General features: G+C 67.1%; 23 protein-coding genes. 17 read left to right on the top strand and 6 right to left on the bottom strand.

Annotation, left to right across the window (positions count from 1 at the left end; genetic code table 11):
• Positions 1–9: 9 nt before the first annotated feature.
• Together AC0B44_RS05050 and AC0B44_RS05045 are read right to left on the bottom strand one after the other, a co-directional pair.
• Positions 10–894, bottom strand: coding sequence for a siderophore-interacting protein (locus AC0B44_RS05050; protein WP_471901834.1), 885 nt, complete (start codon positions 892–894; stop codon positions 10–12).
• Between the two features lie 30 nt (positions 895–924).
• A complete protein-coding gene (locus AC0B44_RS05045) occupies positions 925–2,364 on the bottom strand; it encodes an MDR family MFS transporter (RefSeq protein ID WP_471901833.1) in 1,440 nt (479 codons plus the stop codon).
• Between the two features lie 104 nt (positions 2,365–2,468).
• On the opposite strand from AC0B44_RS05045, the gene AC0B44_RS05040 reads away from it, so the two are divergent.
• Both AC0B44_RS05040 and AC0B44_RS05035 read left to right on the top strand, forming a co-directional pair.
• Positions 2,469–3,353 carry a phosphoribosylaminoimidazolesuccinocarboxamide synthase gene (locus AC0B44_RS05040; RefSeq protein ID WP_471901832.1) on the top strand — a complete coding sequence of 295 codons (885 nt, stop codon included), beginning with the start codon at positions 2,469–2,471 and terminating at the stop codon, positions 3,351–3,353.
• Positions 3,354–3,359: 6 nt separating this feature from the next.
• Positions 3,360–5,495, top strand: a complete 2,136-nt coding sequence (locus AC0B44_RS05035; protein ID WP_471901831.1) for a S9 family peptidase — start codon at positions 3,360–3,362, stop codon at positions 5,493–5,495.
• Between the two features lie 79 nt (positions 5,496–5,574).
• Here the strand turns inward: AC0B44_RS05035 and AC0B44_RS05030 are convergent, their stop codons facing one another.
• Positions 5,575–5,745: a hypothetical protein gene (locus AC0B44_RS05030; protein ID WP_471901830.1), complete on the bottom strand. Its 171-nt coding sequence runs from the start codon at positions 5,743–5,745 to the stop codon at positions 5,575–5,577.
• 86 nt (positions 5,746–5,831) lie between these two features.
• Positions 5,832–7,211 (bottom strand): MBL fold metallo-hydrolase, encoded by a 1,380-nt coding sequence (locus AC0B44_RS05025; protein ID WP_471901829.1) that lies wholly within the window; start codon positions 7,209–7,211, stop codon positions 5,832–5,834.
• A 187-nt stretch (positions 7,212–7,398) separates the two neighbouring features.
• Between AC0B44_RS05025 and AC0B44_RS05020 the strand changes: the two genes are divergently transcribed.
• The 8 genes from AC0B44_RS05020 to AC0B44_RS04985 all read left to right on the top strand — a co-directional run bounded on the left by AC0B44_RS05020 (position 7,399) and on the right by AC0B44_RS04985 (position 13,288).
• The gene (locus AC0B44_RS05020) at positions 7,399–8,265 is read left to right on the top strand and encodes a sulfite exporter TauE/SafE family protein (RefSeq protein WP_471901828.1); all 867 of its coding nucleotides are present in this window, start codon (positions 7,399–7,401) and stop codon (positions 8,263–8,265) included.
• Between the two features lie 107 nt (positions 8,266–8,372).
• Positions 8,373–8,642, top strand: coding sequence for a metal-sensitive transcriptional regulator (locus AC0B44_RS05015; protein ID WP_471901827.1), 270 nt, complete (start codon positions 8,373–8,375; stop codon positions 8,640–8,642).
• A 108-nt stretch (positions 8,643–8,750) separates the two neighbouring features.
• Positions 8,751–9,122: an ArsR/SmtB family transcription factor gene (locus AC0B44_RS05010; RefSeq protein WP_471901826.1), complete on the top strand. Its 372-nt coding sequence runs from the start codon at positions 8,751–8,753 to the stop codon at positions 9,120–9,122.
• Complete coding sequence (locus AC0B44_RS05005) at positions 9,119–9,631, top strand: SRPBCC family protein (RefSeq protein ID WP_471901825.1); 513 nt, start codon at positions 9,119–9,121, stop codon at positions 9,629–9,631. The genes AC0B44_RS05010 and AC0B44_RS05005 overlap by 4 nt, the downstream gene beginning before the upstream one ends.
• A 25-nt stretch (positions 9,632–9,656) precedes the next feature.
• Positions 9,657–10,151, top strand: a complete 495-nt coding sequence (locus tag AC0B44_RS05000; protein ID WP_471901824.1) for a glutathione peroxidase — start codon at positions 9,657–9,659, stop codon at positions 10,149–10,151.
• Between the two features lie 5 nt (positions 10,152–10,156).
• Positions 10,157–10,795: a 5,6-dimethylbenzimidazole synthase gene (gene bluB / locus AC0B44_RS04995; protein ID WP_471901823.1), complete on the top strand. Its 639-nt coding sequence runs from the start codon at positions 10,157–10,159 to the stop codon at positions 10,793–10,795.
• Between the two features lie 85 nt (positions 10,796–10,880).
• Entirely contained in the window at positions 10,881–11,585 is a 705-nt protein-coding gene (locus AC0B44_RS04990; RefSeq protein ID WP_471901822.1) for a DUF2334 domain-containing protein, read from the top strand.
• Positions 11,586–11,644: 59 nt separating this feature from the next.
• A complete protein-coding gene (locus AC0B44_RS04985; protein ID WP_471901821.1) occupies positions 11,645–13,288 on the top strand; it encodes an FAD-binding dehydrogenase in 1,644 nt (547 codons plus the stop codon).
• 30 nt (positions 13,289–13,318) lie between these two features.
• Here the strand turns inward: AC0B44_RS04985 and AC0B44_RS04980 are convergent, their stop codons facing one another.
• Entirely contained in the window at positions 13,319–13,963 is a 645-nt protein-coding gene (locus AC0B44_RS04980) for an MBL fold metallo-hydrolase (protein WP_471901820.1), read from the bottom strand.
• 169 nt (positions 13,964–14,132) lie between these two features.
• Between AC0B44_RS04980 and AC0B44_RS04975 the strand changes: the two genes are divergently transcribed.
• Positions 14,133–14,612, top strand: a complete 480-nt coding sequence (locus AC0B44_RS04975) for a carboxymuconolactone decarboxylase family protein (protein WP_471901819.1) — start codon at positions 14,133–14,135, stop codon at positions 14,610–14,612.
• A gap of 4 nt (positions 14,613–14,616) precedes the next feature.
• The gene (locus AC0B44_RS04970) at positions 14,617–15,531 is read left to right on the top strand and encodes an LLM class flavin-dependent oxidoreductase (protein ID WP_471901818.1); all 915 of its coding nucleotides are present in this window, start codon (positions 14,617–14,619) and stop codon (positions 15,529–15,531) included.
• A gap of 51 nt (positions 15,532–15,582) precedes the next feature.
• Here the strand turns inward: AC0B44_RS04970 and AC0B44_RS04965 are convergent, their stop codons facing one another.
• Positions 15,583–17,829 carry a heavy metal translocating P-type ATPase gene (locus tag AC0B44_RS04965; protein WP_471901817.1) on the bottom strand — a complete coding sequence of 749 codons (2,247 nt, stop codon included), beginning with the start codon at positions 17,827–17,829 and terminating at the stop codon, positions 15,583–15,585.
• 181 nt (positions 17,830–18,010) lie between these two features.
• On the opposite strand from AC0B44_RS04965, the gene purS reads away from it, so the two are divergent.
• The 5 genes from purS to AC0B44_RS04940 all read left to right on the top strand — a co-directional run bounded on the left by purS (position 18,011) and on the right by AC0B44_RS04940 (position 23,431).
• The gene (purS, locus tag AC0B44_RS04960) at positions 18,011–18,256 is read left to right on the top strand and encodes a phosphoribosylformylglycinamidine synthase subunit PurS (protein ID WP_072701971.1); all 246 of its coding nucleotides are present in this window, start codon (positions 18,011–18,013) and stop codon (positions 18,254–18,256) included.
• Positions 18,253–18,930, top strand: coding sequence for a phosphoribosylformylglycinamidine synthase subunit PurQ (gene purQ, locus AC0B44_RS04955; protein WP_471901816.1), 678 nt, complete (start codon positions 18,253–18,255; stop codon positions 18,928–18,930). Before purS ends, purQ begins: the two co-directional genes overlap by 4 nt.
• A 217-nt stretch (positions 18,931–19,147) precedes the next feature.
• Positions 19,148–19,957, top strand: a complete 810-nt coding sequence (locus AC0B44_RS04950) for an SDR family NAD(P)-dependent oxidoreductase (RefSeq protein WP_471901815.1) — start codon at positions 19,148–19,150, stop codon at positions 19,955–19,957.
• 46 nt (positions 19,958–20,003) lie between these two features.
• Positions 20,004–21,161, top strand: a complete 1,158-nt coding sequence (locus tag AC0B44_RS04945; protein ID WP_471901814.1) for a serine hydrolase domain-containing protein — start codon at positions 20,004–20,006, stop codon at positions 21,159–21,161.
• A gap of 20 nt (positions 21,162–21,181) precedes the next feature.
• The gene (locus AC0B44_RS04940) at positions 21,182–23,431 is read left to right on the top strand and encodes a cytochrome P450 (RefSeq protein ID WP_471901813.1); all 2,250 of its coding nucleotides are present in this window, start codon (positions 21,182–21,184) and stop codon (positions 23,429–23,431) included.
• Positions 23,432–23,437 lie beyond the last annotated feature (6 nt).

Genomic DNA, 23,437 nt, shown 5'->3' with positions numbered 1-23,437 from the left:
GGTGGTCCGTCAGTGAGCGTGCTGGTGATCGTGATCGTGATCGTGGTCGTGATCGTGGGGGAGGACCTCGTCGTGTTCGTCCTCGACCCGGTCGTGGTCGGCGGTCTTGCCGTAGCCGGTCTCCGTCATCCCGCGTCGCCAGTAGCCGATGACGAGCGTGGCCTTACGGTCGAATCCTGCCTCGTTGCGCAGCCACTTGCGCATCGCCAGCACGGTCTTCGACTCCGCCGAGACCCACGCGAACTTCGTGACGTCACCTCCGGGGATCTCGACGGCGGTCGCGGCGTCGAACAGTTGATCGGTGGTGCCCGCGGGGGCGCCGTGGCGGTGGATCCAGCGGATCTCCACGCCGTCGGGATGGCGCAGGTCCTGCTGCTCGTGTTCGTCGGCCACTTCGATCAGGGCGACACCGGTGGCGTCCTCGCTCATGTGCTCGAGCATTCGCCCGATGGCGGGCAGGGCCGTCTCGTCACCGACGATCAGATACCAGTCGGCCTCACCGGCGGTCACTCCGCCCGCGCCCGCGGCAGCGATCACGTCCCCCGGGCGGGCATGTTCGGCCCAGCCGCTCGCGAGGCCCTCGTCGCCGTGCTTGACGAAATCGATGTCCATCTCGGCGGTCTCGGGGTCGAGACGGCGGACCGTGTAGGTGCGAACCTGCTGTTTCACGGTCGGATCGGGCCATGCGAGCCGCCCCCATCCGTTACGGGCCGGCACCTCGAGTCGACCGTTCGTGCGGGGAAACACCAACTTGATGTTCGGCACCCGGCCCGGGACGGAGGCATATTCGGCGACGCCGGGGCCGGCGAACGTGATCCGGCGCATGTGAGGCGTGATGTCCTCGACCCTCGCCACTTCGATGAGGACGGGGAGCATCCCGTATTCGTTGGTCATAGCGGACACCTTAGGGCACCCTGACTACATTCAGGCAGAGTCGGATTCCGATTGCCGGCGGTTCGGAATGAGTGCGACACAGAAGATGAGGATGACCGCGCAGACGAGCACCGCGGTGAAGACGGGTGCGACTGACGCCGCAAGCTGCGCGGCGTCCGGGACGGATCGGCCGGAGGGCGCATCCGAACGCGACAGCGCGGTGTTCGCGAGCGCACCGAACACGGCGACACCCACGGCGCTTCCCAGTGCGCGGGCGAAGGCGTTGGCACCGGTGACCACACCCCGCTCGGCCCACTCGACACTCGATTGTGCGGCGATGAGTGCGGGGCTCGCGATCAGGCCCATTCCGAGACCGATGAGCACGCAACACCCCGCGACGTGCCACGGCGACGATCCGATTCCGAGCCGGGTGAGCAGGACCGCGCCGGCGAGCAGCGGCACCGCACCGACCAGGCCGGTCATCCGGAACCCGATCCGCAGATACCACCGGCCGGACTGCGACGCGGCGATGGGCCAGCCGATGGTCATCGTGGCGAGGGCGAATCCGGCGACCAGTGCGGACGTACCGAGAGCACCTTGCACGAACGACGGGACGTACGAGGTCAACCCGAGTACGACCGCGCCGACGAGGGCCGAGACGGCGCTCGTGGTGATCAGGACCCGGCGGGTGAGCACCCACATCGGCAGGATCGGTTCGGCCGCGCGGGACTCGATCCATCCGAAGACCACCAGCAGTGCGATCCCACCGGCGAAGATGCCGATGCTCCGGCCCGAGGACCACGCCCACGACTGGCCACCCTCGAGCAGGCCGAGGATCACCAGCGCCGCACCCGCGGCGAGTGTCACTGCGCCCGCCCAGTCCACGCGTCGCGCGCTGCCGGAGGGACGGTCCTCATGGAAGTTGCGGACGATCACCCATGCAGCGATCGCGCACAGCGGCACGTTGATCCAGAAGATCCACCGCCACGACCAGAAGTCCGCGAAGACGCCACCCAGGGCCGGACCCACGACCGCGGACATCCCCCACACACTCGCGAGATATCCCTGCGCTTTCGCGCGCTCGGCCACGGTGTAGATGTCACCGGCGACGGTCTGCGCCATGGGCAGCACGGCACCTGCGCCGAGGCCCTGGACGGCGCGGAACGCGATGAGGGCGGGCATGCTCCACGCCAGCGCGCACAACACCGATCCCAGCGCGAAGACCCCGATGCCGAACAGCAGCACCGGGGTGCGGCCGAAGGTGTCCGACAACTTGCCGTACACCGGGACCAGCACCGCCTGCGTGAGCAGGTAACTGGAGAACAACCACGGGAACTGGGTGAATCCGCCGAGGTCGGCGACGATCGTGGGCACCGCCGTCGCGAGGATCGTGCTCTCGAGCGCAACCAAGGAGGTCGCGAGCATCAAGGCGATGAGGATCGGTCCGCGCTCGGAGCGGAACCCGACATCCACCCGTGACGATGCAGTCATGACGCCCCTGTCCTGGCTTCGAACACCGTTCCGGACCATTGTCGTCGATGGGATATCCGCCACGGCGTTCGGTCCCCGTCCGCATCGCGCACTAGGGTGTCAGCGTGCGTCCTTCACTCGAGTCCTATCCCCACCTCGCCGGCGGCAAGGTCCGCGATCTGCACGTCGTAGACGACGAGCACCTGCTTCTCGTCGCCAGCGACCGGATCTCGGCCTACGACCACGTACTCGACACGACGATCCCGGACAAGGGCCGGGTCCTCACCGCGATGAGCGTGTTCTTCTTCGACCTGCTCGACGCGAACAACCATCTCGCGGGTGAGCCCGACGACGAGCGCATCCCCGAGGAAGTTCTCGGCCGGGCGCTCATTGTGAAGCGCCTCGACATGGTGCCCGTCGAGTGCGTCGCCCGGGGTTTTCTCACCGGGTCCGGTCTCCTCGACTACCAGGCGAACGGTGCGGTCTGCGGCGTCGCGCTGCCCGAGGGGCTCGTCGAGGCCAGCCCGCTGCCCGAGCCGATCTTCACCCCCGCCACCAAGGCAGCGCTCGGTGACCACGACGAGAACATCTCGTTCGAGCAGGTCGTGGAGAAACTCGGTGTCGATCTTGCGATGAAGTTGCGGCAGGACACCCTCGACATCTATGGCCGCGCCGCGATGTACACGTCCGAACGCGGCATCCTGCTCGCCGACACGAAGTTCGAGTTCGGCCTGGACAAGGCGGGAAATCTGGTGCTCGCCGACGAGGTGCTCACGCCGGACTCGTCGCGCTACTGGGATGCCGCCGAGTACGAAGAGGGCAAGGTGCAGCCGAGCTTCGACAAGCAGATCGTCCGCAACTGGCTCACCAGCGAGGAGTCCGGCTGGGACCGCGCGTCCGACACACCACCGCCCGCCCTCCCGCAGTACATCGTCGACAAGACGCGTGCGCGGTATATCGAAGCCTACGAACGCATCTCCGGGCTCTCCTTCGACGATTGGATCGGCTGAACGCAGATGACCTCCACGAATTCGACCCCGCCGGTCGCCCAGAAGGTTCCCCACGAGCGTGCCCATCACGGCCACACGTTCGTCGACGACTACGAGTGGTTGCGCGACAAGGAATCACCCGAGGTCGTCGCGTACCTCGAGGCGGAGAACGCCTGGACGGATGCGCAGACCGCGCACCTGGCGCCCTTGCGTGAGTCGATCTTCGAGGAGATCAAGTCCCGCACCCAGGAAACCGACATGTCGGTGCCCGCTCGGATGGGCGACTGGTGGTACTACGCGCGGACCGTCGAAGGTAAGCAGTACGGCATTCAGTGCCGCGCACCGATCACGAACGCGGACGACTGGACGCCGCCCGAGGTCGCTCCCGGCGTCGATCTGCCCGGCGAGCAGGTGCTGCTCGACGGGAACGTGGAAGCCGAAGGGCACGAGTTCTTTTCGATCGGCGCGTTCTCGATCAGCCAGGACGGCACGCTGCTGGCGTACTCGACCGATGTCGTCGGCGACGAGCGGTATACGCTGCGGTTCAAGAATCTCGAGACCGGTGAACTGCTCGCCGACGAGATCGCCGGCACCGCACCGGGAGCGACGTGGGCGCTCGACCACAGCCACGTCTTCTATCAGACGGTGGACGAGTCCTGGCGACCCGACACCGTGTGGCGGCACAAGCTCGGCACCCCGCGCGACGAGGACGTGAAGGTATTCCACGAGCCCGACGAGCGGTACTGGGTGTCGATCGGGTCGACCCGCAGTGAAAAGTACCTGATGATCTGGGTCGGATCGAAGATCACCACCGAGGGCTGGATCCTCGAATCCGACAATCCGACAGGCGATTTCCGTGTTCTCCTGCCGCGTCGCGAGGGTGTCGAATACGGCGCCGAGCACGCGGTGATCGGCGGCCGGGACCGGCTGCTGATCATGCACAACGACGTCGATCCTGCGACGGGGGAGAAGGCCGAGAACTTCGTCCTCGCCGAAGCTCCGGTCGACGACCCGTCGTCGATGCGCACGCTCGTCGAGCATCGTCACGACGTGCGTCTCGAGGACGTCGAGGCGTTCGAGGGACACCTCGTGCTCGGGTACCGCCGTGAGGCGCTCACCCGGGTGGCGGTGTGGCCCCTCACCGACGACGGCTACGGCGAACTCACCGAACTCGAGTTCGACGAGGAACTGTTCGCTGTCGGTCCGGGTGGCAACCCCGAGTGGAAGCAGCCCGTTCTGCGCCTCGGCTTCACGTCGTTCATCACCCCGACCAGGGTCTACGACTACGTCGTCGGCACCGGCGAACTACGGCTCCGCAAGGAGCAACCGGTGCTCGGTGACTTCGATCCCGCACGGTACGAACAGCGACGCGAGTGGGCCACCGCCGAGGACGGCACCCGGATTCCGCTGTCGGTCGTGCAGCGCAAAGACCTGGCGGACGGGCCGGCGCCGACCCTGCTCTACGGCTACGGGTCCTACGAGGCCAGCATCGATCCCGGATTCTCGGTCGCCCGATTGTCGTTGCTCGACCGCGGCATGGTGTTCGTGGTCGCGCATGTCCGCGGTGGCGGTGAGATGGGCCGGCACTGGTACGAGAACGGCAAGACCCTCACGAAGAAGAACACCTTCACCGACTTCGTCGCGTGCGCGCGGCACCTCATCGACGAGGGCGTGACCAGCCCGGATCGGCTCGTCGCGGACGGGGGGAGTGCGGGTGGACTGCTCATGGGCGCGGTCGCGAACATCGCTCCCGAACTGTTCGCGGGCATTCTTGCGAACGTGCCGTTCGTCGATCCGTTGACCTCCATCCTCGATCCGTCGCTGCCGCTGACGGTGATCGAGTGGGACGAATGGGGCAACCCGCTCGAGGATCCCGCGGTGTACGAGTACATGCGTTCGTACAGCCCGTACGAGAACGTCGAAGCCAAGGACTACCCGGCGATCCTCGCGATCACCAGCATCAACGACACGCGGGTGCTCTACGTCGAACCCGCCAAGTGGGTCGCGAAACTGCGGGCGACCAAGACCGGCGACTCGCAACTGCTGCTCAAGACGGAGATGAGTGCCGGACACGGCGGCGTCTCGGGCCGGTACGAGAAGTGGCGCGAAGTGGCGTTCGAGTTCGCTTGGGTGCTCGAAACGTCGGGTGCCTACCGGGCGTGACGTGACGGAGGCGGCGTCGGTGTCGAACCGTTCGGTTCGACCCCGGCGCCGCCTCCTCTGTTCGGGGGTGGAGCCTCGCTCAGCGACCGAAGAGCGACCGCAACGTCGAGTGCGGTGCCGGCGCCGGGGCGTCCTGGCTGCACGTGCAGCGGTCGGCGACGGGGACGGAGGCCATGACGGCGTCGACATGCTGTCCGCAGCCGTCCCATCCGGTCTTTCCGCAGGTCGGGCAGGCGACGGGGTAGCACATGGGAATTCTCCTCGGGTATGAGCGCGGGTTGCTTCTCGTGTGATGTGGTTGTCGTATCAGGTGGTGTGCCGGTTCTGGACGGACGGTCACACGGTGGCGTGAGCCTCGACCCAGGCGTTGTATCCGCCGACGAGGTCCGAGACGTTGTCGAAGCCTTGTGCCCGGAGCAGCGACGCTGCGACGCTCGAGCGCCATCCGCCCGCGCAGTGCACCACGATGGGCTTACCGGTGGGGACCTGCTCGAGGCGAATGCGCAACTGTGCCAACGGGATCGGCACGGCGCCGGGGATGGTTCCCTGCTCACGCTCACCCGAGTTACGGATGTCGACGAGGGTCACGGCCTCGGCAGCGAGTAAATCGTCGAGCTCTTCGACGGAGGTGCGATGCGCCGCCTGTACGAGGTCGGCCAGTTTGGCCGGGAACGAACCATCTTGCGGGACGGTCAGGTAGCCGATCGCATTGTCGGATCCGATGCGGGCGAGGCGCACTGCTGCCTCTTGTTCCTCGCCGGGATAGGTGATCAGCACGATCCGCTCGCCGACCTCGGCAACCATGCCGCCGGTCTCGGCGAAGCGTCCGTCGAACCCGACGTTGACCGATCCGCGCAGGTGCCCGTCGGCGAAGTCGTCGACGCTGCGCGCGTCGAGCACACGGGTGCCGGCGGCCAGTTCCGCCTTGACCTGTGCCGGGCTCAGTTCCGGGATGGTGTGGTCCTGCGCGAGCAGCGGATGGATCCGCTTGTTCATGGCGGCGTCGGCCGAGAAGTACGTCGGGGCGGCAGGCTGGCCCTCGGTGACCAGCGCGACGAAGTCGTCCTCGCTCATCGGCTGAACCGAGGGGTTGGTCAGTCGCTGCTCACCGATGGTGGAGGTCAGCTCGGTGGACAGGTTCTTACCGCAGGAGGATCCGGCGCCGTGTGCAGGCATGACGGTCACCTCGTCGGGGAGGGTGAGCAGTTTCTCGTGCACAGTGCGGTACATCGCCCGGGCAAGGTCGCTGGTGGATCCGTCACCGAGGTTGACCAGATCGGGCCGGCCCACGTCGCCGATGAACAGCGAGTCGCCGGTCAGGACGGCGGACGGAACGGCGTCGGGATGCTCGCGTACCAGCACCGAAATCGACTCCCAGGTGTGTCCCGGTGTGGAGAGAATCTCGAGCTGGACGTCGCCGAGGGAGATTCGCTCTCCGTCCTGTAACCGGCGGATGGGGTAGTCGGTCTCGGCGGCCTCGCCGAAGCCGATCCACGCGCCGGTCGCGTCGACCAATTCGAGGTGCCCGGACACGAAGTCTGCGTGGAAGTGCGTGTTGATCACGCCTTCGATCGTGAGGTGATGCTTCGCGGCGTCGGCGAGGTATTCGGTGATGTCGCGGCGGGGGTCGACCACGATCGCCCGTCCGGTGCTTTCGTCGCCGATCAGGTACGACGCGTGGGACAGGCATTCGATGTAGTACTGCTCGAGAATCATGGTTCCTCCCTAGCCGGCTCCAAGGTGGTGTTCCGGGGATGTAGACAGATTGACACATACCCCCTAGGGTATGTCAAGTACCCCCCGGGGTATGCACCCGTCCGATCGCACCCCGAATCGAAGACTCCATGAACACCACTTCCGGCCCACTCGCGCCGAAACCCGCTCCGGCCGAAGGCGGCCGACCATGATCGCCCTGACCGTGTCGCTGGCGGTCCTCGTCGGCGTGACCCTCGGACTGCTCGGCGGGGGCGGATCGATCCTGACCGTTCCCTTGCTGGCCTACGTTGCGGGCATGGATCCGAAGGAGGCCATCGCGACCTCCCTGCTCGTCGTGGGAGTGACGAGCGCGGTCGGCGCGATCTCGCACGCACGGGCCGGCCGCGTCCAGTGGCGCACCGGCATCCTGTTCGGTTTGGCCGGCATGGTGGGTGCCTACGCCGGCGGACTGCTCTCCCGGTTCGTTCCCGGCGGCATCTTGTTGCTCGCGTTCGCCGCGATGATGATCGCCACCGCGATCGCGATGCTGCGTGGCCGTAAGAACAAGGGCGCGGCGGGCGACAGTTCGTCCATGCCGGTGGGCAAGATCCTGATCGACGGCGTGGTCGTGGGTATGGTCACCGGACTGGTCGGTGCGGGGGGAGGATTCCTCGTCGTGCCCGCCCTGGCTCTGCTCGGCGGACTCCCGATGCCCATCGCCGTCGGCACGTCGCTGATCGTGATCGCCATGAAGTCCTTCGCCGGCCTGGGTGGTTACCTCTCGGCGGTGCAGATCGACTGGCGTCTGGCGGCGATGGTCACGGGGGCGGCCGTCGTCGGAAGCCTGATCGGTGGCCGCTTGACCTCGAAGGTCGACCCCGAAGCCCTGCGCAAGGGGTTCGGCTGGTTCGTTCTGCTGATGTCGTCGGTGATTCTCGCGCAGGAACTCCACCCGGCAGTCGGAATCGCGGCGGCGGTGCTCACTCTGGCAGCAGGCGGCGCCACCTATATGTGCACCCGTTCCGAGCATTGCCCGCTGCGGCGATGGAGGAGAGTGGCCGCAGCGCCCGCATGACGGCGGACGTACAGCGCGCGGACGAGGGTGCCGCCGTGAAGTGGCATTCCACGGTTTCAATACCCCTAGGGGTACGATTGGTAGACATTTCGGGAAAGGAAATCCACATGGTCGGCGACGACGAAAGCATCGCTCAGGTACTCAACCGTTTGCGCCGCGCGCAGGGGCAGCTCGCCGGGGTGATCTCGATGATCGAGCAGGGGCGCGAATGCAAGGATGTCGTCACCCAGCTCGCGGCGGTGTCGAAAGCGCTCGACCGCGCCGGGTTCAAGATCGTCGCCAGTGGGTTGCGTGAGTGCCTCACGGAGACGGCCGATGGAAGCAGGGAGCCGATGACCGAGACGGAACTCGAGAAACTGTTCCTCGCTCTCGCGTGAAGATCGATCCGCAGCCGAGCGTCGGCGCCTGACCTTATGGGAAGGCGTCGGCGCTTTCTGTATAAATATTCCTTGACCGGAATATAACCCCACAGGCATACTGGCCGGGTGGACGACGCACTCTGGTCCGCACTCGCGGACTCGCATCGCCGGGCAATGCTCGAACTCATCCGGCGAGAGGGCGGCTGCACCGTCGGCACTCTCTCCGAACGCCTGGGAATCTCCCAACCGGCGACGTCCAAACACCTGCGCGTACTGCGTCAGGCAGGGATGGTGCAGGTCCACAAGGCAGGAACCCGGCGCATCTACACCGTGGAACCGCGGGCTCTCGCGCGGCTCGACGCCTGGCTCGAACCGTACCGGCGACTGTGGAACGACAGTCTCGATGCACTGGGCGACCATCTCGACACGACCGGCCGACCGGATTCCGCGGTCCACTCGGGGGACCCGGCCGACACGGACCGGAAGGACTCGTCATGAACGCTCGAGGCGAATACATCGAATTCGACGGACGACCCGCCGTGCGGTTCGAACGGACCTACCCGCACCCGCCGGAACGGCTGTGGCGCGCGATCACCGACCCGGACGAACTCGGGCGCTGGTTCCCGTCCCACGTGGTGATCGAGCTGCAGCCGGGAGGAACCGTCGAGTTCTCCGGCGACCCGAACGCCGCACCCACCACGGGGAAGGTCCTCGTCGCCGACGCGCCGTACCGGCTCGTCTACACCTGGGGCGGCGACGAACTGCACTTCGAACTGACTCCGACGCCCGACGGCACCACCCTGGTCTTCGTCGACGTCCTCGAGGCTCGCGACACCGCGGCGCGCACCGCGACCGGATGGACCGTCTGCCTCGCCGCCTTCGAATCGGCCCTTGCGGGAGAACCCGTCGAGGGTCCGCATTCGGCCGGCGCGATGCCGTGGCGGCCGGTGTACGAGGCATACCTCACGGCCGGGATGCCGTCCGGCGCCGCAATTCCCGAGGGCTGAACTCCGGGCAGGCTAGCTTGTAGGCATGACCACCGAACTGCAGAACATCACCATCAACACCCTGTCGGGTGAGCCCACGAGCCTCGAGGCGTACGAGGGACATGCCCTGCTCGTCGTCAACGTCGCGTCCAAGTGCGGCCTGACCCCGCAGTACGGCGCGCTCGAGCAGCTTGCGAACGACTACGCCGACCGTGGGCTCATCGTGATCGGCGTTCCGTGCAACCAGTTCATGGGACAGGAACCGGGCACACCCCAGGAGATCCAGGAGTTCTGCTCCGCCACGTACGGGGTCACCTTCCCGCTGATGGAGAAGGTCGAGGTCAACGGCGACAACCAGCACCCGCTGTACGCCGAACTCACCAAGCATCCCGACGCTTCGGGGGAAGCCGGCGACATCCAGTGGAACTTCGAGAAGTTCCTGATCGCACCGGACGGCACCGTCGCCGCACGTTTCCGGCCTCGCACCGAACCCGACGCACCCGAGGTCATCGAGGCAATCGAAGCTGTCGTGCCGGCCTGACGATCATGTTCACCGCCCAAGCGCGCGACGCGCTGTACGACATCATCCGCATGCGCCGCGACGTGCGCGCCGAGTTCAGCGGCGAGGAGATTGCCGAGGACGTACTGCACCGCGTCCTCACCGCGGCGCATCACGCACCGAGCGTGGGCAATACCCAGCCGTGGGATTTCGTGGTCGTTCGCGACCCGGAGCGCCTGGCGGCGTTCGCCGACCACGTCGCCGGATGCCGGCAGGCGTTCGCCGATTCGCTCCCCGAGGACAGGCGACGCACCTTCGATCCGATCAAGGTCGAGGGCATCGCCGAATCGCGCACCGGAATCGTCGTCACCTACGATCCGGCGCGCGGCGGGAAGCACATCCTCGGACGGCACACCGTCGACGAGTCTGGCTTGTTCTCCGCGGTTCTCGCTATCCAGAACCTGTGGCTCGCGGCCACGGCCGAGGGGCTGGGCGTGGGCTGGGTGTCGTTCTACGAGGAAGAATTCCTCCGCGAATTCGTCGGTGCGCACGACCCCGTCCGCCCGATCGCGTGGCTCTGTGTCGGCCCGGTCTCGCGTCTGCAGGAGGTTCCCGACCTCGAACGCTTCGGCTGGCGGCAGGGGCGTCCCCTCGACGAGGCGGTCCATCTCGAATCCCTGAGTTAGTGCGTCACCGCGTCGACACCGGACCGCCGAGCGGTCTTCGACGCGGTGACCACTCGCGTTCACCTTCGGGTGCAACGGTGGAACCGTGAACGGACAACTGGTCGTGTCGCTCACCGGAATCGGAGACACCACCCGGGGGACCGCCGAAGGATTCGCCCGGGAGATGGACGTTCGCGGTGTGCCGCTGTCGTTGTGCGTCGTTCCGAAACTCCGGGGTCGCTACACACTCTCGGGTGATCCGCACACCCAGGAGTGGTTGCTCGAACGGCGGGAAGGGGGCGACGCCATCGTCTTGCACGGGTACGACCCCTCGGCAGCCGCCGGGCGGCACCCCGAGTTCGCGCGACTGCCTCGGCACGAGGCGCGGTTGCGGTTGCTCGCCGCCGACCGGGTCCTCGAGGAGACCGGGCTGCGCACCCGGCTCTTCGCCCCGCCGCGGTGGCGCGCATCCAGCGGTACCGTCGCGGCGCTTCCGGGAGTGGGATTCCGGATGATACTGGACCGCAACGAGATCCGAGACCTGATCACCGGTGAGGTCACGAAATCGCGGGTTCACGGCATCGGTGACGGTGCACCGACAGGACCTCTTCGGCACCGAACGATGGTCGCCGAGGCGCGACGGTTGACGCGGCGAGGGGAGATGTTCCGGCTTGCCGTCTGTGCCTCGATCCTGGCCGTACCCGATTCCCGGCGCGCCGTCCTCGACGCGATCGACGTGGCGCTCTGCAACGGCGCCGAGCCTGCCGTCTATCACCGGCGGGGTGTACCGAACAAACGCGTCACGGTCTGAGGAGTTTCACCGGTACCTGTTTGTCCCGTGCGACGCTCGCGCTCGGTACTGTTTGCGGCATGGACGCAGATGTGATCGTGGTGGGGGCGGGTCTTGCGGGACTCGTAGCGACGGGCGAACTCGTCGATGCCGGCCGGAAGGTGCTCCTGGTCGACCAGGAGAATGCGAACAACCTCGGGGGACAGGCGTTCTGGTCCTTCGGTGGCTTGTTCTTCGTCGACAGCCCCGAGCAGCGTCGCCTCGGAATCGAGGACTCGTACGAACTGGCACTCCAGGACTGGATGGGCACCGCGGGTTTCGACCGTGAGGTCGACGATCGCTGGCCCCGCCGGTGGGCACAGGCCTACGTCGAATTCGCGACGGGTGAGAAGCACGCGTGGCTCAAGCAGCGCGGCCTCAAGATCTTCCCGATGGTCAACTGGGCGGAACGCGGCGGCTACGACGCTGCAGGACATGGTAATTCGGTTCCGCGCTTCCACATCACGTGGGGCACGGGACCGGCGCTCGTCGAGATCTTCGCCCGCAAGGTCCGCGAAGGCGTCGAGCGGGGTCTGGTCACGCTGAAGCATCGTCACCAGGTCGACGATCTCGTGATCACCGACGGAGCGGTCACCGGAGTGCGCGGCACCGTCCTCGAGCCCACCGATGCCGCGCGCGGCGTGGCGTCGTCCCGGACGGCTGTGGGTGAGTTCGAGTTCGCCGCCGGAGCAGTGATCGTCACGTCCGGGGGCATCGGCGGCAATTTCGAACTCGTGAAGAAGAACTGGCCCGCGCGACTCGGCGCACCCCCCAAGCGGATGCTCACCGGCGTGCCCGCGCACGTCGACGGCCGAATGCTGGAGATCACCGAGAACGCCGGTGGTCACATCGTCAACCGCGACCGGATGTGGCACTACACCGAAGGCATCACGAACTTCGACCCCGTGTGGCCCAACCACGGCATCCGGATTCTGCCGGGACCGTCGTCGCTCTGGCTCGATGCCACGGGGGAGCGTCTGCCCGTCCCACTGTTTCCCGGTTTCGACACGCTCGGCACGCTCGAGCACATCACCCGCACCGGGCACGACCACACGTGGTTCCTCCTCGATCAGAAGATCATCGAGAAGGAGTTCAGTCTCTCCGGATCGGAGCAGAATCCCGACCTCACCGGCCGCGATATCCGCTTGCTCCTGCAACGCATCCGGTCGGGTGCGCCCGGACCGGTGGATGCGTTCATGCGGCGTGGTGTCGACTTCGTCGTCCGCGACAACCTCGCCGACCTCGTCGCCGGCATGAACGAGCTGACGCCCGATACCCCGCTCGACTACGAGCGGGTGCGCTCGATCGTCGAGTCGCGGGACCGGGAGATGACGAACAAGTTCACGAAGGACCTGCAGGTCGTGGCGATGCGTGCGGCCCGCGCCTACAAGCCGGATCGCATCGCCCGCATTGCGTCGCCGCACCGGATCCTCGACCCGAAGGCCGGACCCCTGGTTGCGGTGAAGCTGCACCTCCTCACCCGTAAGACGCTCGGCGGACTCGAGACCGATCTGTCGTCGCGGGTGTTGCGCGCAGACGGATCGGTGTTCGAAGGCCTGTATGCGGCCGGCGAGGTCGCGGGCTTCGGCGGCGGTGGCGTCCACGGATACCGCTCGCTGGAGGGCACGTTCCTCGGCGGCTGCATCTTCTCGGGCCGGGCTGCGGGGCGTGCGGCGGCGCGGTAGTCCGGTGCGCGCCGGACTACCGCTCGCGGATCAGACCTCGACGTCGTTCTCGTGTTCGAGCACGCGGAACTCGGTGCCCTCCGGCGCCATGTCGGAGTACCGGCCGTAGAAGATGCCGTTGGCCTGGTCGGCGATGATGCCCTGGTGGATCGGCACCGCTACGCGCGGATTCACAGCCCGCAGGTAGTCGACGGCTTCCCAGATCTTGAGCCACGGTGCCGCCGCCGGGAGGGCGAGGACGTCCACCCGTTCGTGCGGGATGTACAGCGAGTCGCCCGGGTGCATCAGCCGCGCGGGGTTCTCGGCGTCGCCTACGACGAACGCGGTGTTGTCGATGACGGGCAGGTCGGGGTGGATCACGGCGTGGCGTCCGCCGGTGCCCCGGATCGTCACCTCGCCCACGGTGAAACTGTCACCGGGCCGGACCGCCGACCAGTCACCGTCGAGGAGGTCGGCCGACTGCGGGTCCGAGAACAGGGCCGCGCCGGGGTTGGCCTCGAGCAGTGCCGGGAGGCGCGCGGGGTCGGCGTGATCGGGATGCTGGTGCGTGATCAGGATGGCGTCGAGACCGGTGATTCCCTCGAACCCGTGCGAGAAATTGCCCGGGTCGAACAGGATCTTCCGACCGAGATGTTCCACCAGGATGCAGGAATGGCCGAAGTGCGTCAGTCGCATGGCATCGAGTATGCCGTTCACCGCCGCGCCGGGAGCCCCGATCCCCGGTGTGCACGTGAACCCGGTGTTATGGTTGCGCAGTCAACTAGTGTGACCGCTTTCGCAGCGGCACCGGACTCTTGCGCTGACACCGAGCACGACGGATCACCGACCGGCCCGAGGAGCACAAATGACCGAGACCGGGACATCCCGCGTCCTGATCGACAAACAACACCGGCCTGTCTACCGAGCGCAGATCGAGGTCGCCGAGGCAGTGCGGAGTGCGGTCGCGGAGGCGGGACTCGAGCGATCCCTCGTCGAACTCGTCAACGTCCGGGTCTCCCAGATCAACGGCTGCGCCTTCTGTCTCGACACCCACGTCCGCGCGGCGCTGCAAGCAGGCGTGTCGACGACGCAGCTCGCGGTGTTGTCCGCGTGGCGCGACACCGACCTGTTCACCGACGTCGAGCGGGCGGCGCTCACACTCGCCGAATCGTTGACGGTGCTGCCCTCCAGTCGCGAGCAGGACCTCGACTACGCAGACGCGCGCGAGCACCTCACCGACGACCAGCTTTCTGCCGTGGCCTGGGTGACCGTCGCGATGAACGCCTTCAATCGCATCTCCATCGTCAGTCGCCACGTTCCGCGCTCCGCTCCGGAAGGGTCGTGACGCCGTGCCCGACTACCGGCAATCCCTCGAATTCGGCAGCTTCCTCACACCGTCCGCCGATGATCCGGCCCGGGTGGTGGATCTCGCTCTCGTGTCCGAACGCGCGGGGCTCGACCTGGTGACGATTCAGGATCACCCGTACCAGTCGCGCTTTCTCGACACCTGGACGTTGCTCAGCTGGATCGCGGCCCGCACGACGACCGTCACGGTTGCTCCGAACGTGGCGAACCTTCCCCTGCGCGGACCGGCGATCCTCGCACGCAGTGCCGCGTCACTGGATCGGCTCAGCGGCGGACGCGTCGAACTCGGACTCGGCTCGGGTGCATTCTGGGATGCGGTGGCGGCCAACGGCGGTCCGCGCCGAAGCGCCGGGGAAGCGGTGACCGCGCTGGTCGATGCGATCGCGGTGATCCGGGCTCTGTGGTCGGACGAGAAGGGCGGGGCGAAGGTCGACGGAGAGTATTACTCGCTGTCCGGCGCGAAGCGCGGCCCGGCACCCGCGCACGATCTCGGAATCTGGGTCGGCGCCTACGGCACACGGATGCTCGGACTGACCGGACGGCTCGCCGACGGCTGGCTGCCGAGTTCGTTCGCCGCCGGGCCCGACGTCCTGGGAGAGATGAGTGCGCGGGTCGACGACGCGGCGCGGGAGGCGGGGCGCGAACCTGCGGAGATCCGCCGCCTGTACAACGTCACCGGCACCTTCGCCGACGTTGCCGACGGCTCGTTCCTGCACGGCCCGGCGGAGGCATGGGCCCAGCAGCTCGCCGACTTGACTCTGCAGCACGGGACCAGCACATTCGTTCTCGCGAGCGACGACTCGGCAGAACTGGAACGCTTCGCCGCCGAGGTCGCGCCGCAGGTGCGTGAACTCGTCGCGGCCGAGCGCGGCGACGGGGAGCCGGCGGCATCGCGATAGCGGTGGTATGCGACATCCGGAAAATCTCGCACACCACCGCCGTCGTCCGGGTCAGCGCGGTGCGAACCTGCGCAGTCGCAGGCTGTTGCTCACCACGAACACCGAGCTGAAGGCCATCGCCGCACCCGCGATGATCGGGTTGAGCAGGCCCAGCGCAGCCAGCGGCAGCGCCGCAACGTTGTAAGCGAACGCCCAGAACAAATTGCCCTTGATGGTGCGCAGCGTCGCGCGTGCCAGACGGATGGCGTCGGGCGCGGCCCGAAGGTCGCCGCGAACCAGGGTCAGGTCCGACGCCTCGATGGCGACGTCCGTTCCCGTGCCCATCGCCAGCCCGAGGTCGGCCTGGGCCAGCGCCGCCGCGTCGTTCACGCCGTCGCCGATCATCGCGACGACCCTGCCCTCGGACTGGAGTCGCTCGATCACCTGCACCTTGTCGGCCGGCAGCACCTCGGCGACGACCTCGTCGATGCCGACCTGCTTCGCGACCGCCTCGGCGGCACCGCGGTTGTCGCCGGTGAGCAGGACGGGACGCAAACCGAGTTCGCGCAGTTCAGCCACGGCGTCGCGGGAACCGTCCTTCACCGAGTCGGAGACCACGACGACCGCACGGATCTTGCCGTCCCAGGCCACCCAGATCGGGGTCCGGCCTTCGGACTGGGCCGATTCGGCTTCCTGTTCGAGGGCAGACGGCGCGGTGAGCGACCACTCCTCACGCAACCACGTGAGGCGTCCGGCCAGTACCGCATGACCGTCGACGACACCGGAAACGCCGCGTCCGCCGTGGTTTTCGAAGTTGTCGACGTCCGCCGGCGGGCGCGTCTGTGCGGCGCGTTCGGCGATGGCACGAGCGATCGGGTGCTCGGAGGCGTGCTCGAGCGACCCTGCGAGGTGCAGCGCCTCGTCTTCCGATTCGTCCGGCGAGACGTGAACGGAAGCGACCGTCATGTGCCCGGTCGTGACCGTCCCGGTCTTGTCGAGGACGACGGTGTCGACGCGCCGGGTCGATTCGAGGATCTGCGGGCCCTTGATCAGGATGCCGAGTTGCGCACCGCGGCCGGTGCCGACGAGCAGCGCCGTGGGAGTGGCGAGACCCAGCGCGCACGGGCACGCGATGATCAATACCGCGACCGCCGACGTGAAGGCAGCCGAGACGGGATCGTCGGTGAACAACAGCCACGCGGCGAGGGTGAGCAGTGACAGCCCGATCACAATCGGGACGAACACCGCGGAAATCCGGTCGGCGAGGCGCTGGACCTCCGCCTTCCCGTTCTGTGCGTCCTCGACGAGGCGCGCCATCTGGGCGAGTTGGGTGTCGGAGCCGACGCGGGTCGCCCGGACGGTGAGGCGACCGCCGGCGTTGACGGTCGCACCGACCACGGCGTCGCCGGGCGCGACCTCCACGGGCATCGACTCACCGGTCAGCATCGACTCGTCGACGGCCGACGAACCCGATTCGACGACGCCGTCCGTCGCGATCTTCTCGCCGGGACGCACGACGAACACGTCACCGACGGCGAGCTGGTCGACCGGGATGCGGGTTTCGGTGCCGCCACGCAGCACCGCGACGTCTTTGGCTCCCATGTCGAGCAGCGCCCGCAGGGCGGCCCCGGAACGGCGCTTCGCCCGGGCCTCGAACCAGCGACCCGCGGTGATGAAGGTCGTGACCGCCGCAGCGACCTCGAGATAGATGTGCTCTTCACCGCCGCCCGACGCGAACAACTCGAAGGTCATCTTCATGCCGGGCATGCCGGCGTGGGTGAAGAACAGCGCCCACAGCGACCACAGGTATGCAGCGGTGACACCGACGGAGATGAGGGTGTCCATCGTCGCGGCGCCGTGCCGCAGGTTGGTCCATGCCGCGCGGTGGAAGGGTAGTGCGCCCCACACGACGACCGGCGATGCGAGAGTCAGGCACAGCCACTGCCAGTTGTCGAACTGCAGGGCCGGGATCATCGACAGCGTGACGACCGGGACGGTGAGCAGTGCCGACACCGTCAGTCGCTGTTTCCATTGCGCGGCCTCGTCGGATTCGGGTCCGGTGTCGCTTTCGGGGTCGCGCTGCTGCTTGGGCGGTGCGGGGAGCGCTGCGGTGTAACCCGTGGCTTCCACCGTGGCGACCAGGTCGTCGGGCGTGATGTCGCCGCTGTAGCTGACCTTGGCCTTCTCCGTCGCGTAGTTGACGGAGGCCGTGACACCTTCCATCTTGTTGAGCTTCTTCTCGACGCGCGCGGCGCAGGAGGCGCACGTCATTCCCCCGATGGTGAGTTCGACGTCGCGCGTCGTATCGGCGGTCGTCATGTGGATACTCCTTCGAAGTTGTCTCTCCCTTTATACCCCTAGGGGGTATGGAGTCGCCACCGCGTGGACGTAGTTGCCGGTGGGGCAGCGGCCGGTTCCGGGTCGGAGCACGTCAGCCGGTAAACTTCGCGGTGTCCGGTGTCCGTTCCCGGGCGCCAGCACTACTACCGAGGAGCAGCACGTGGCGCGTGTCGTCGTCGAAGTCATGCCCAAGGCCGAGATTCTCGACCCTCAGGGTCAGGCCATTGCCGGCGCGTTGTCGCGGCTGGGCTTCGCGGGCGTGACCGACGTCCGCCAGGGCAAGCGATTCGAGCTCGAGGTCGACGGCAGCGTCGACGATGCTCAGGTCGAGAAGATCGCCGAGGCGTTGCTCGCCAACACCGTGATCGAGGACTGGGCGGTTCGTCGGATCGACGGTGACGCATGAGCGCCCGTATCGGCGTCATCACGTTCCCGGGGACCCTCGACGATATCGACGCCGCCCGCGCCGTGAAGCTTGCCGGTGGTGAAGCCGTGAGCCTGTGGCACGGTGACGCCGACCTCAAGGGCGTCGACGCGGTCGTCGTGCCCGGCGGGTTCTCCTACGGCGACTACCTGCGGTGCGGTGCCATCGCGCGCTTCGCGCCGGTGATGACGAAGGTCGTCGAGGCTGCCCGCGGCGGGATGCCCGTGCTGGGCATCTGCAACGGTTTCCAGGTGCTCGCCGAGGCGGGGTTGCTCCCCGGTGCGCTCACGCGCAACGCCGGCCTGCACTTCGTATGCCGCGACCAGTGGCTGAAGGTCGAATCGAACTCCACCGCGTGGACCTCGCGTTACGAGCAGGGAGCGGAGATCCTCGTGCCGCTCAAGTCCGGTGAGGGCCGCTACCAGGCCTCGCAGGAAGTGCTCGACGAACTCGAAGGCGAAGGCCGGGTCGTGTTCCGCTACGTCGGGGACAACCCGAACGGCTCGCAGCGCGGCATCGCCGGTATCGCGTCGGCCAACGGCCGGGTCGTCGGTCTCATGCCGCATCCCGAGCACGCCACCGAGGCGCTCACCGGTCCCAGCGACGACGGGCTCGGCATCTTCTACAGCGCTCTCGACGCGGTCGTCAACGCCTGACCTTCCGACGAAAAGAACCCCCGCTGTCCAATTCGGACGGCGGGGGTTTTCTTTGTTTTCGATACGATTTATCAACGTTTTATGCATGAAATATATATCCTGAACTGCTGCTTCTCGATTTCACTAGACATATGTCTATTCAAGGTGCAATGCTCTGCTCGAGCGCGGAAAACGGGGACCGAGACGGCCCGCTGCGCACATCACCGAGGAGATTCGAATGCAGTTCCAGGACAACGTCGTCTTCATCACCGGCGCCGCGTCGGGCATGGGCCTCGCCACCGCGCGGGCCTTCGCCGAACAGGGAGCCATCGTCTACGGGGCCGATATCTCGGCCGACAACCTCGCGCGCGATTTCGCCGCCCTCCCCGGAGCGCACGCCGTTCCACTCGACATCGCCGACAGTGCTGCCGTGCGCGAAGCCTTCGCCACCGTCGAGCGTGAGCAGGGCCGCCTCGACGTGCTCGTCAACGCAGCGGGCGTCAACGCCCCCAACAAGGCTGCACTCGACGCGCTCAACGCCGAGAACTACAAGGGCTTCGAGGCGATGAAAGAGGGTCGCCAGCACAATCCGGAGTTCTACGAGACGATCACGGACGAAGACTTCGACCGCGTCCTGAAGATCAACCTGTACGGCCCCTTCTACACGATCCGCTCCGCGGTCCCGCTGCTCAAGAAGACCGGTGGCGGCGCGATCATCAACTTCTCGTCGGCTGCGGCGCTGATGTCGGTGGCCATGCCCGCGTACTACCCGGCGTCCAAGGCCGGCGTGCTCGGACTGACCCGGGAGGCCGCAACGGAACTGGCCCCATTCAACATTCGCGTCAACTCGCTCGCCCCCGGCGCCGTGGATACCCCGCTGTTCCGCCAGAGCGACGACGAATTCTCCGACTTCCTCATCTCGATGCAGCCCATCAAGCGGCCCGCCACCCCGGAGGAGATCGCCAAGACCGTGCTCTTCCTCGCGGGAGCAGAGGGTTCGTACTACACCGGACAGACGTTCTCGCCGTCCGGCGGCCTGGTCATGTGACCCACCGCCGCCTTCGCTCCGCATCACGAGAACAGGACCCACCTCCATGCCCGCTCTGGACCCCACCGCTCTGACCCGGCTGACCGACGAGATCCGCCGTGACATCGACCGCGGCGACTACGACGGCGTCAACATCATCGTCGCGCGCCACGGCGACATCGCCCTGAACGAAACCCTCGGCTACGCCGAACGCGCCACCGAGACCGCGCTGCGGCCGGACAACGTCTTCCGCATCCTGTCGATGTCGAAGGCGTTCACCAACACGCTCGCGTACCGCGCACTCGGCGAAGGCAAGCTCGCGCTGTCGACGCGGGTCGTCGACATCATCCCCGAGTTCTTCGGCACCGACTTCTTCCGCTCGGTGCGCAAGGACCGGATCAATCTCCATCATCTCCTGACCCACCGGTCGGGTATGCCCGCCACCCCGAATCCGGGGCTCGGGCCCGACCGCTTCGGTGTGCTCGCCGACGTGATCGAGGCGCTGTGCTCGGTGGACGTCGTCAACGAACCCGGGACCAACCTCAACTACGCGCCGTCGATCAACCACGCCCTCATGGGCGAAATGGTCCGTCGAGTCTACGGTTACGACCACTTCCGGGACCTCGCGCGGGATCTCGTCTTCGAGCCGCTCGGCATGACGCGCACCGCGTTCGGCATGCCCGACGCCTGGCGCGCGGACGCGGTGCCGCTCAAGGCATACGTGCCGGACAACGGCTGGCTGTCGCCGGCGGACATCGAAAACCTCAACGACACCATCACCGAGGACGCGGAGATCCCGTGGGTCGGTGCGGTCAGCACCGCTGAGGACATCTTCGCGTTCGCCGAGATGTTCCGCCGCAAGGGTGAAGTGAACGGACAGCACCTCGTCGCACCCGTGGTCGTCGATCAAGCCACGACCCTGCAGACCGGCGACATGCCCAACGACCTCTACGCGGGCATCGCCGCGAGCCGCGGATGGGAGACCCCGCCCGGCAACTTCGGACTCGGATTCTCCTTGTCCGGCACGGGTTCCCACGCGTCGTTCTTCGGGCCCTTCACCTCACCGCGCACCTTCGGCAACTACGGTGCCGGGTCGTCCCTGTTCTGGGTCGATCCCGAACTCGACATGACGTTCGTGTTCCTGTCGGCGGGCTGCATGGACGAAGGCGACAACGTCGCCCGGTTCCAGAAGCTCTCCACCATGGCCGCCGCGGCCACCGTCTGATTCCTCCGGGGAGACCTCACATGACCCTCACGCCCGAAGCGCCCGCCGCTTCCCGATGCCCTGTCGCACACGGATTCGATGCGCTCAGCGACGACTACTTCACCGACCCCGCAGCACATTTCGCGAAGTTCCGGGACGAGACCCCGGTGTTCTTCTACCCGTACCTCAACGCCTGGATCGTCAACCGCCGCGAGGACGTCGAGACGGTGCTCGCCGACTGGCAGCAGTTCACCTCCGGCGGCAACAGCGGCACCATCGACGTCCCCGAGCAGTTCCGGGCGATCGTGCCTCCGGACCTGATCACGCAGATGCTGGTCGGATCGGACCCGCCGAGCCACACCGACCACCGGTTCGTGGCGCAGCGCGGGTTCACCAAGGAACGCATGGAGGCGCTGCAGCCCGAGATCGAGGCACGGGCGCATCGCGTCGTCGACGGCTTCGAGGCCCGCGGCTCCGGCAATCTCGTGACGGACTACGCGCTCGAACTCACCACCCAGACGATCATGGCGCACATGGGTCTCGGGTACGAGCACGACGCGATGATGCGTCAGCTTCGCGACGACTTCGCGATGATCCTCGCGTCGGCCGCCGAACCGATGGCCGAACCGCTACGGACACAGGTCTGGCAGCGCTACATCGACGCGACCCTCGTGCTTCGCCGCATCATCGACGAGCGTCGCGAGAATCCGGGCACCGACCTGATCTCCGACATGGCGATCGTGAACGACAAAGACGGCAACCGGATGCTGTCGGCGGCCCAGATCGCCGTGCACCTCACGGAATTCGCGATGGCCGGTGTCGACTCGACGACTCAGGCGGTGTCGAACGCCGTGCTGTTCCTCGCGCGCAATCCCGAGACGCTCGCCGAGGCGATCGACGATCCCGGACTCTGGTCGCGGGTGTTCGAGGAGACGGTGCGACGCCGGCCGTCGTCGCCCTTCGCCGCGCGCCAGGCTCAGCAGGACATCGAACTCGGCGGCGCGCACATCCGGAAGGGCGACATGGTGTGGGTCGCGCTGGCCAGCGCCAACACCGACCCGTCGCGGTGCCCGCACCCGTTCGAATTCGACATCCACCGGCCCGAACCCGAGAACCACCTCGCCTTCACCCAGGGTCGTCACACCTGCCTCGGACAGGCGCTTGCGCGGGTCCAGGGCGCGACCGCGCTGAAGGTGCTCTTCGAACGGCTCCCGTCGCTGCGTCCCGCAGCGGAGGTCCCGCTCGACTTCCTGCCGATCGCTCTGCTGCCGGTGCGGCGGACCCTGCCGGTGACCTGGGATGTCGCCGACATCGAGCGGGCGAAGACCAAGACCGCCCGGCACATGGAACTCACGGTGCTCGAGCGGCGCGACGAATCCGACGGTGTGGTGTCGCTGACGCTCGGCCACCCCGACGGCGGTGTGCTGCCGACCTGGAAGCCGGGCGCGCACATCGAGGTCCGACTCGGTGACGGTGACGACGCACTGCTGCGCCAGTACTCGCTGTCGTCGTCTCCGTCCGACGCCACCCGCTGGCGTATCGGCGTGCTCCGCGAACCGGATTCGCGCGGCGGTTCCCGGTACGTCCACGACCGGCTCCAGGACGGGTCGACGGTCACGGTGGGCTTCCCCCGCAACAACTTCCGGCTGCGTCCCGCCGCGCGGTACATCTTCGTCGCCGGTGGAATCGGTATCACTCCGATCCTGCCGATGATCGAACAGGCCGAAGCCGACGGCGCGCAATGGGAACTGCTCTACGGTGGGCGCACGCGCGCGTCCATGGCGTTCCTCTCGGAACTCGAACAGTTCGGAGACAAGGTCACCGTGTGCCCTCAGGACACCACCGGACTGCTCGATCTTCGGACGTTGCTCGCCGAGCCGACCGAGGACACTCTGATCTACTGCTGCGGTCCCGAACCGCTGCTGCAGGCGATCGAAGCGGCAAGTGCGCACTGGCCGGTCGGGTCGCTCGTAACCGAACGATTCGCCGCGAAGAAGATCGTGCGCAGCGAACCGGACGTGGCGTTCGACGTCGACTTCGCCGGATCCGGGATCACCGCAACGGTTCCGGCCGGGAAAACGGTGCTGGACGTGGCGGAGGAGAACGGCATCGAGACGTTGTCGTCGTGCAAGGAAGGCACGTGCGGCACGTGTGAGGTCCGGATCCTCTCCGGCCGGGCCGACCACCGGGATTCCATCCTCACCCCGGCGGAGCAGGAGCGGAACGAGACGATGATGATGTGCGTGTCACGCGCGGAGAAGGGCTGCTCCAAGCTCGTGCTCGACGCCTGACAGCGA

This window comes from Rhodococcus sp. NPDC019050 (assembly GCF_055664235.1).
The sequence above is the reverse complement of the archived record's forward strand: the minus strand, read 5'-3'. Positions and strand labels throughout refer to the sequence as shown.